Annotated in this window: 1 protein-coding gene; it reads left to right on the top strand. The window is 65.5% G+C overall.

Going from position 1 to position 1,505, the window contains the following annotated elements; all coding sequences use genetic code 11:
- Positions 1-1,505, top strand: a 1,505-nt coding sequence (locus HV796_RS42250; protein ID WP_175233546.1) for an indolepyruvate ferredoxin oxidoreductase family protein, incomplete at both ends; no start/stop codon positions are given.

The following is a 1,505-nucleotide window of genomic DNA, read 5'->3' as shown; positions in this document are numbered from 1 at the left end:
CTGCCGGTATTCGCGAGCTGGCTCGCACGCCACAAGCCCGCGCTTGACCGGCGCGAGCGCGTCGTCGACCTGGTCGCGCCGCAGATCCTGTCGAACGAAGCCGATGCGGTGCGGCGCACGCCGTACTTCTGCTCGGGCTGCCCGCACAACACGTCGACCAAAGTGCCCGAAGGCTCAATCGCGCAGGCCGGTATTGGCTGCCACTTCATGGCGTCGTGGATGGAGCGCGATACGACCGGGCTGATCCAGATGGGCGGCGAAGGCGTCGACTGGGCCGCGCATTCGATGTTCACGCAGACGCGCCACGTGTTCCAGAATCTCGGCGACGGCACCTACTTCCACTCCGGCATTCTGGCGATCCGCCAGGCGGTCGCCGCAAAAGCGACGATCACCTACAAGATTCTCTACAACGACGCAGTTGCAATGACAGGCGGACAGCCCGTCGACGGCAGCATCTCGGTGCCGCAGATCGCGCGGCAAGTGGAAGCGGAGGGCGTTTCGCACTTCGTCGTGGTCAGCGACGAGCCGGAAAAGTATGACGGCCACCACGGCCTGTTTCCGCAGGGCACCACGTTCCATCACCGCAGCGAACTCGATACCGTGCAGCGGCAGTTGCGCGATATCGACGGCGTCACCGTGCTGATCTACGACCAGACCTGCGCGGCCGAAAAGCGCCGCCGCCGCAAGAAGGGCGAATTCCCCGACCCTGACAAACGGCTCTTCATCAACGAAGCCGTCTGTGAAGGCTGTGGCGATTGCGGCGTGCAGTCGAACTGCCTGTCGGTCGAGCCCGTCGAGACGCCGCTTGGGCGTAAGCGCCGTATCGATCAGTCTTCCTGCAACAAGGACTATTCGTGTGTGAACGGCTTTTGCCCGAGCTTCGTCACGATCGAAGGCGGCGCGTTGAAAAAGGCGGCGGGCGTCGCATTCGACGCCGCGGCGCTCGCGATGCGCGTCGATGCGCTGCCGCAGCCGGCCACGCACCTCGATGCGGCGCCGTACGACATTCTGGTGACGGGCGTCGGCGGCACCGGCGTCGTGACGGTCGGCGCGCTCATCAGTATGGCCGCGCATCTCGAGGGCAAGAGCGCGTCGGTGCTCGATTTCATGGGGTTTGCACAAAAGGGCGGCGCGGTGCTGTCGTACGTGCGCTTTGCCGCACGCGACGAATGGCTGAACCAGGTGCGCATCGATACGCAGCAGGCGGACGTGCTGCTCGCCTGCGATATGGTGGTCGGCGCGAGCGCCGACGCGTTGCAGACGGTGCGCCACGGGCGTACGCGGATCGTCGTGAACACGCATGCGATTCCGAACGCAACGTTCGTGCGCGACCCGGATGCGAACCTGCACGCGAGCGCGCTGCTCGACAAGATGCGCAACGCGGCGGGCGGCGAACGGCTCTCGTCATGCGATGCCCAGGCATTGGCGACGCGTTTTCTCGGCGATACGATCGGCGCGAACATCCTGATGCTCGGCTTCGCGTGGCAGCTCGGGCTCGTGCCCGT

The organism is Paraburkholderia humisilvae (assembly GCF_902859855.1).
Taxonomy (GTDB): Bacteria; Pseudomonadota; Gammaproteobacteria; order Burkholderiales; family Burkholderiaceae; genus Paraburkholderia; species Paraburkholderia humisilvae.
This window is presented reverse-complemented; position numbering and strand designations above follow the sequence as displayed.